4 protein-coding genes are annotated in these 8,042 nt (G+C 68.4%); all 4 read left to right on the top strand.

What is annotated here, in order from left to right; genetic code table 11:
* Positions 1-3,228 (top strand): AMP-binding protein (locus ACTIMF_RS18820; protein ID WP_442351810.1); only part of this gene is annotated, 3,228 nt, incomplete at its 5' end.
* Between the two features lie 5 nt (positions 3,229-3,233).
* On the top strand, positions 3,234-4,955 hold the full coding sequence (locus tag ACTIMF_RS18815) for an ABC transporter transmembrane domain-containing protein (RefSeq protein ID WP_442351809.1): 1,722 nt from the start codon (positions 3,234-3,236) through the stop codon (positions 4,953-4,955).
* Positions 4,952-6,724, top strand: a complete 1,773-nt coding sequence (locus tag ACTIMF_RS18810) for an ABC transporter ATP-binding protein (RefSeq protein ID WP_442351808.1) — start codon at positions 4,952-4,954, stop codon at positions 6,722-6,724. Before ACTIMF_RS18815 ends, ACTIMF_RS18810 begins: the two co-directional genes overlap by 4 nt.
* Before the next feature lie 112 nt (positions 6,725-6,836).
* A complete protein-coding gene (locus tag ACTIMF_RS18805) occupies positions 6,837-7,796 on the top strand; it encodes an ABC transporter substrate-binding protein (RefSeq protein WP_442351807.1) in 960 nt (319 codons plus the stop codon).
* Positions 7,797-8,042 lie beyond the last annotated feature (246 nt).

Below are 8,042 nucleotides of genomic sequence, written 5' to 3'. Positions count from 1 at the left end.
GGGCGCACCGACGTCACGTTCGGCACCGTCGTCTCCGGACGAGGGCAAGGAGTCGACAACGTCGTCGGGCTGCTCGTGAACACTGTGCCAGCCCGCGTGCGCTGGTCGCCGTCGCGACGACTCACCGACACCGTCGACGAACATGCCCGATGGGCAGGCGAGGTCGCCGATCACCCGCATATTCCGCTCACCGAACTGCACCGGGCCGCAGGCGTGAGCGCACTGTTCGACACGCTCCTCGTGGTCGAGAATCTGCCGGAGCCGTCAACCGACGACGTCGACCCGGGATTCGCCTTCGGCGCGATCGACGTAATCGAGGCGCCCCACTATCCGCTTACGGTCATGGTCGGCGTGCACGACACCGTCTCGGTGACGGTCACCAACCAGCGTGACGAACTCGGCGACCGTCCGGCCGACCAGACCGCGGAGCTGTTCGACGCGGTGCTCGGGGCGCTGGCGCGATCTGATGCCGACACGACCGGCCGTGCCCTGCTCGCACTCGGATCGGCATCCGCGGGCGCCCCGCCGCTCCCGCCCCAGACACAGACGCCATCGACGACCATCGCCGACAGGGTCGCCCGCGCACTCGGAACTCTGCCCGACGTCGTGGTGTCGGGGACGACGACACCCGCACAGCAGGTCGTCGCCCGTGCCACCGCGTTCCGAGACTCCCTGCTCGCGGAGGGAATAGGGCCGGATGACCGTGTCGCAGTGAAGCTTGACCGTGGTGTCGACCTGGTCTGCGCGAGCCTCGCGGTGATCGCAGTCGGCGCGGTCCTCGTGCCGATCGACCCGGCGTACCCAGCCGACCGTATCGCCCACATGCTCGTCGCCGCGGCGCCTGCGACAGTCATCGACGCCGACTACCGGCTGACCAGAGACGACGCCGTGCCAGTACCGATCGTCCGGGGGACGGTCGGACCGGACCACGGTGCCTACCTATTGTTCACCTCCGGGTCAACGGGCGTGCCCAAAGCGGTCCTCGGGACGCAGCGCGCCGTCGCAGCCCGCATGGCATGGCAGCATCCGGACGGCGATCGCCGAGAGGCCCGCTTGGTCAAGAGCTCGCTCAGCTTCGTCGACGGACTCACCGAGCTCCTCGCCGCCGCATTCACCGCCGATGGCATCGTCGTCGCCGACGCGCACCAGACGCACGATCTGCACGCGCTGGCGGATCTGATCGGGCAGTGGTCGATAGCCGAGATCACGACCGTCCCCAGCGCGGCGGCGGTACTTCGGCGCGACTGCGCCGACCGCGTCGCCTCCATCGGCCGGTGGATCGTGAGCGCCGAACCCCTCACCGCGGACGTGGTCGACTTGGTCGCCGGCGACGGTCGCGAGGTCGTCAACTTCTACGGATCCTCCGAGGTAGCCGGCGACATCACGGCCGGCGCAGTGGTGCCCGGCGAGGAGGTGACCGTTGGCGTACCTGTGGCGCAGTCGCGCGTGGCCGTCCTCGACCGCTGGCTGCGCCCGGTCGTATCGGGAGTGATCGGCGAACTGTACGCGGCCGGACCGCAGATCGCGCGCGGCTACCACGGTGCGCCCGGTCTGACCGCCACACGCTTCGTCCCCGATCCGGGCGGTGCGCCCGGCGACCGGATGTACCGGACCGGTGATCTCGCGGCGTGGACACCGGACGGCAGGCTCGTTCTCCACGGTCGAGCCGACCTGCAGTTCTCGATCCGTGGGATGCGAGTGGAGGCCGGCGAGGTCGAAGCGGCACTCCTCGATGATGACGGTGTGACCGGCGCTGTCGCCGCCGCAGTCGGCGAACCGTCCCGCCTCGTCGGCTACGTCGTCGCACCGGGGGGAGCGGTATCGGAGAAGCGGCTCATGCAGCGGCTCGCTTCGACTCTGCCGAGACAGAGCGTCCCCGACCAGATCGTGGTCCTCGACGCACTGCCACTGACTCCGAGCGGCAAGGTCGACCGAGCGGCACTGCCGGATCCGTCCAGCGTGTCGGCGTCGACGAGGCGAGGGCCGGCGACCGAGACCGAACAGACACTCGTCGACATCATCGGCGATGTGCTCGGGCGAGACGCGGTGGCTGCCGACGACGACTTCTTCGCTCTCGGGGGCGACAGCATCAGTTCGGTCGCAGTGGTCGCTCGCGCGCTGCGCAGCGGGCTGACGCTGACGACCCAGGACGTCTTCCGCCACCGCACCGCGGAAGCACTCGCGGTAGCAGGTGCTCGAACAACCGAACGGACTCCCGTCCCACCGACTCCCGTCCTCCATCAGATCCGCACCTCCGGACTCAGCCCCGCCGATCTGGTCTACACCGAAGCGATCGAATACACCGACGGACCGTCTGTCGACGACCTCCGCGGCCGACTCTCCCGGATCGGCGAGCGTCTCGACGCCGCGACGATGCGTGTGATCCCCCGCAATAAACTGATCTGGGCCGCAGATGCGGGCGGTGACACGGATGGCATCATTCTGACCGTCGCCGACGGCTCCGGTGCGTCGCTAGCCGAAGCGCTCGCGGACGCCGCGGGCGCGGCGCGAGCCGCCGTCGACGTTGCCGAGGGGCGGAGTCTGGCCGCAGTCGCCGTCGACGGCGACGATTCGGCTCATCTCGTACTCGCCGCGCATGCGCTCGCGCTCGACAGGGCCTCGCTGCACGCGGTCGCGGTTGCCGCCGCCACAGCGACCGACGACGAGTGGACCTCAGTCATAGACGTCGCCGACGCGCTGGACGGCGCCGCTCAGCACGACGACCGCCACGCCTACTCGACTGCCCCCGACAGGGATGCGGCAGAACTCAGCGATGTGGAGCGTGCGCTCGCCGCCGCGGTGCGCACGGTGCTCGGCGACGATGCGCTCATCGACGTTGAAACCGATCTGCGCGCGATACCTGGCGTGGGCGACCGTGCGGCCGGCCCACTGACGCCTACTGTCCCGCTGGAATATTCGGGAGCGTCGGAGAGCCGACACTGGCATGCGCTGGCCCAACTGCACGTACCGGCGGTGCGCAAAGCCATGCGGCGGCGACCGGCCGCCGACGTCCTCGTGACGAGGCTGTACGGCGCGACTGCCGAACCAGATCGTGCAGAAGGTGTGGAACGCCGATACCCGATCGTCGCCCGGTACCGTGTTGCCGACGACGGGGGGATGCATCTCTCGGTTATCGGGTCGAGTGACGCCACCGTCGCGGGCGACCTCGCTCGCGCATGGCGGGACGGGCTGCACCTGGACGGATCGACGATCGACGAGAAGGAATGATGACGATGACCGGCTCCGAGACGAGCTTGGCGCAACGACTGTTCGGACCCGGGCTGCTGGCCGGTGAGCGGCCGGCCGAACGCGGAACACAGGTTCCGGTCGACGACCAGACGACGCCGCGCACGCTCGTCCTCCGCACTATGTGGGGTGCGAACCGCTACGCGATTCCGGCGATGCTCCTGGTCATCGCCCACTTCGTCGGTGAGGCCCTCGTCCCCGTGATCATGGGTCTGGCGATAGACCGGGCGGTCCTCGCGCAGGACTGGGACGCGCTCCTCCTGTGGGGTGCGGTGCTGGCCGCAGACTTCGTGATGCTGTCGTTGACATGGCGTTTCGGCGACCGTATGGCCGTGTACGCCCTGCACGTCATCGAGCACCAGTTCCGGATGCGTGTGACCGACCGGATGCTCGATCCGGCGGGAACCGACGGTCCCGCCCGACTGCCCGGCACCGCCCTGAGCATCGCAACCTCCGACGTAGCGCGGCTCTCGCGCGCGGTACTCCTCGCCGTCTTCCCGGTCGGCGAGATGTCCTCGGTCATCGTCGCCGGCGTCACCCTCCTTTGGATCTCGTGGCCCCTGGGCGTGGCGGTTCTCGTCGGTGCTCCCGTCATGTTCTGGCTGCTCGACCGCGCGGGCGCGCCGCTGCGCGAACGGACAGAACAGCAGCAGGAGTCGGTCGGTCTTGCCGCCGGAACGGCGGGCGACCTCGTCGCGGGCTTCCGTGTCCTCAAAGGCATCGGCGCGGAGGGCGAGGCGGCACGCCGCTACCGCACCGCCAGTTCCCGGGCACGCGATCACGCGATCGCCGCGATGCGGACCGAGGGCGCCTACGTTGCTCTGCTGCAGGCCGTGTCCGCGATCTTCGTGATCGCAGTCGGCCTCGCCGCCGGAATCATGGCGGTCGGCGGGACCATTGGGCTCGGCGAACTAATCACGGTCGTCGGACTCACCCAGTTCATCATGGGTCCGCTCAACGCTCTCGGAACCAACTTCGGAGCCGTGTGGAACGGCGCGGTGCCCAGTGCGGCACGCGTCCTTTCTGTGCTGCAGGCCGGCCCTGCGATCCGCGCGGGCGACCGCTCCGGTGCGGCAGGTCCTCTCGCGATCACCGGGCATCCCGAACTCCCGGACATCCACGTTCCGGAGGCCGGGCTCACCGTGATCACCGCCGAGCAGGCCGTCGGTCGGCAGTTGGCGGCGGCGATGGCTCGTGAAGAGACGGTCGACGGCGTGCTCCTACACGTCGGCGGCGTCGACGTCGCCGTCCTTGACCACGTGACGGGTCGGGCGACCATCCGCGTCGTCCCGCACACCCCGCACCTGTTCGAAGGATCAGTCGTCGAGAACATCTCCGCGGTGGTCGCCGACGGACCCGATGCATCGGACACCGTGACCCGCGCTGTGTTCGCGGCAGCCTGCGACGACGTCGCAGAGGTCCTCGCCGACGGACTCAACACGCCGGTCGGGGAGGCCGGACAGATGCTTTCCGGAGGGCAGCGGCAACGTGTCGGTCTGGCCAGAGCCCTCGCCGCCGAGTCGGCGTTTCTCGTGCTCACAGACCCGACGACAGCTGTCGACTCGGTGACGGAGGCAACCGTCGTCGAGCGAGTTCGGACGGCCCGCGCGCACACCGCGACCATCGTGTTCACACAATCACCGGCCTGGCTGGCCGCCGCCGACACTCTGATCTCGCTCGAATCGACACCGCAGGAGATGGCCCGATGACCACGCAACCGGTGCACGACTACCTGCCCGTCGCCGACTGGCGCCGCACGGCTCGAGCGCTCCTGTCCCATCTCGGACGTCATCGGCTGCGTCTCGCACTCGTGGTCGTCGCGATGACAGCGTCCGGTGGATTCGGGCTGGTCACACCGCGCTTGCTCGGGTCAATCGTCGACACGGTGGCACACGGCGGCGACACCTCGGACGTCATCGTCCGAGCCGTGTTCATGATCGCGGCCGCGATCGCGTGCGCGGCATGCGCGGGCATCGGTATCGCAGCGGCCGCGTCCGTCTTCGAATCCGTCCTGGCAGAACTCCGTGAGGACATGCTCGCCACCGTGCTCCGACTTCCGGTGGCCCGTGTCGAAGCGGCGGGTACCGGCGACGTTCTGTCTCGCGCGACCGACGACGTCGACAAGGTCAGCGAAGCCATCGGGAAGGCGCTGCCGTCGATGCTCATGGCCCAGGCCGGGGTGGTGGTGACGGTGATCGGTCTCGCCGCGATCGACTGGAGGTTCCTGCTGGTAGCGGTCGTCACCGCGCCGCTCTACTTCTTCACCGCGCGTATGTACATTCGGCGTGCCCCCGCGATCTACGCCGCCGAGCGGACTGCGGCCGCCGACCGTGCACACCACGTTCTCGGTCCCGTCCAGGGGCTGACGACTGTGCGGGCGTTCGATCTCGGGGCTCCACTGAGCGTTCGGATCGACGGACACTCGTGGGCGGTGGTCCGACGATCGATGCAGGCGACGGTTCTGCAGAATCGTCTCGCAGGACGACTCAACCTCGGCGAGTTCATCGGAATGGCGGTGATCCTCGTCGTTGGCTTCGTTCTCGTCGGGGACGGAGTGGTCACGGTCGGTGCGACAACCGCAGCCATGCTCTTCTTCCTCGCACTGTTCGATCCGATCGGACAGGTCATGTATGTGCTCGACGACCTGCAGGCGGGTGCGGCAGCGCTCGGGCGCATCGTCGGCGTCCTCGATCTGCCGCGCGCCGACGAGTCCGCCGCAGACGCGGCCGCGGACGACGGAACCGGGCTCGTCGCTCGCGGGATCGACTTCGGTTACGTGCCGGAGCATCCGATTCTGCACGACGTGTCGGTGAGCGTCGCACCGGGCGAGCACGTGGCGCTCGTCGGGATGTCGGGTGCGGGCAAGAGCACATTGGCCACTGTGCTCGCAGGCATCCACCCATCGGCGCGCGGTGCCGTCACTCTGGGAGGCGTCCGGATCGGAGACATCCCCGACGTCGACCGAGCGCGGCGAGTGGCTCTCCTGACCCAGGAGGTTCACGTGTTCTCCGGGAGCCTCCGGGAGGATCTGCAATTGGCGGCACCCGGGGCGGACGACGGGCGTCTCTGGGCGGCGCTGGAGAAGGCCGGAGCGGCGACGTGGGCGCGCGGGCTCGACGACGGGCTCGACACGATCGTCGGGGAGAACGGCGACCAGGTCGATGCGATGGTGGCGCAGCAGCTGGCGTTGGCCCGGATCGATCTGCTCGACCCGGATGTCGTGATCGTCGATGAGGCCACCGCGGACGCGGGCAGCGTCGGAGCAGGTGTTCTGGAGGAGTCTGCGGACGCGGTCCTGGACGGAAGGTCTGCGCTGATCATCGCGCACCGTCTCAGTCAGGCCGCCGCCGCCGATCGCATCATCCACATGTCTCGCGGCCGCGTGGTTGAAGAGGGTTCGCATGACGAACTCGTCGTCGCGGGCGGGCGGTACAGCGAGATCTGGGCCGCCTGGTCGCGCGGCCGTCAGGGAGCTTAGGCTACGCTTAGCCCGCTGTCGGTCGACAAGAGGATCGGCCGGCCCTACCTCGGAGGAAACAACCCCCATGAATCAGACGATTCCCACGCGTGCGCCGCGGAAGCGGCGTGCCGTGACGACCGCTGTTCTCATCGCTCTCGTCGCGCTGATCGCGAGCCTGCTCGGAGCGTGCGGCTCCGACGACTCCGACTCCGGCAGCGGGGCGTCGTTCACCATGGAGAACGCGTTCGGGACGACGAACGTGCCGGTATCTCCGAAGCGGATCCTCGCGGTCTCCGAGGCCGACCTCAACGCCGCACAGGTCCTCGGCGTGACCCCCAGCGTGGTCGCCGAGTACAAAGAGTTCCCGTTCAACACGTGGACCACGGACGCGTTGAAGGAAGCGGACGCCGATCCTGAACGTATCTGGACCGGCACCTCGTACGAGATCCGCACCGAGGACGTCGTCAAGGCCAAGCCCGACCTGATTCTGGCAGTCGGCAGCTGGTACATGGACGACACCTACAAGCAGCTGAGCAAGATCGCTCCGGTCGTCACCTTCCCGAAGCCGTTCACCTCGCCGAGCGACGTCGACTCCGCGACCTTCCTGCGCACCGTCGCCAAGGCTCTGGGCAAGGAGGACGAGGCGGAGAAAGTCATCAAGGACACCGACGCGAAGGCAGCCCAGTGGCGTGAGGACAACCCGTCCGTCGTCGGCAAGACCGCAGCACTCGCGGTCCAGTACATCGGCGGCGGCATCTCCAACGACTCCGTCGAGCCATATGTCGCCAACTACCTGAAGATGTTCGGCCTCGTCCCGCCGCCGTCGAGCGACCCGGCTCAGCCGTCGCTGGAAGACCTCTCGTCGCTCGATCGCGACATCCTCATCCTGAACTTCTACGCCGACCGCAAGGAGATCACGGAGAACACAGTGTTCAAGAACCTCGCAGTGGTCAAGGACGGACGCACGGTCGAGAACAAGCCGCTCGCCGAGGCCGCGGGCACGCCCACGTACCTCAACATGAACTACGTGCTCGACGACACGGGTGTCCGTGACGCCCTCCGTGCCGCGGCAGCGAAGGTCAAGAGCTGACCGCTACCGACCACGACACGACGCGCGCGGCCGACGACGAGGCTCCCCAGGGACTCATGCGGTCAAACCGCCTGCGGACGATCGCGATGGCAGTCGCGATCGCCGCAGTGGTCGTCCTGTTCGTGGTGAGCCTGGGCGTAGGCGTGCGCGACATCCCGGTATCCCATGTGATCGACGCGCTGATCCATCAGGACAGGTCTCCGGGCAACCCGAACCTCGACGAGGTGAACGTCCTGTGGGATCAGC

The organism is Gordonia sp. (in: high G+C Gram-positive bacteria) (assembly GCF_052106715.1).
GTDB lineage: Bacteria > Actinomycetota > Actinomycetes > Mycobacteriales > Mycobacteriaceae > Gordonia.
Note: the sequence above shows the minus strand (reverse complement) of the source record. Positions and strands in the feature narration are given on the sequence as shown.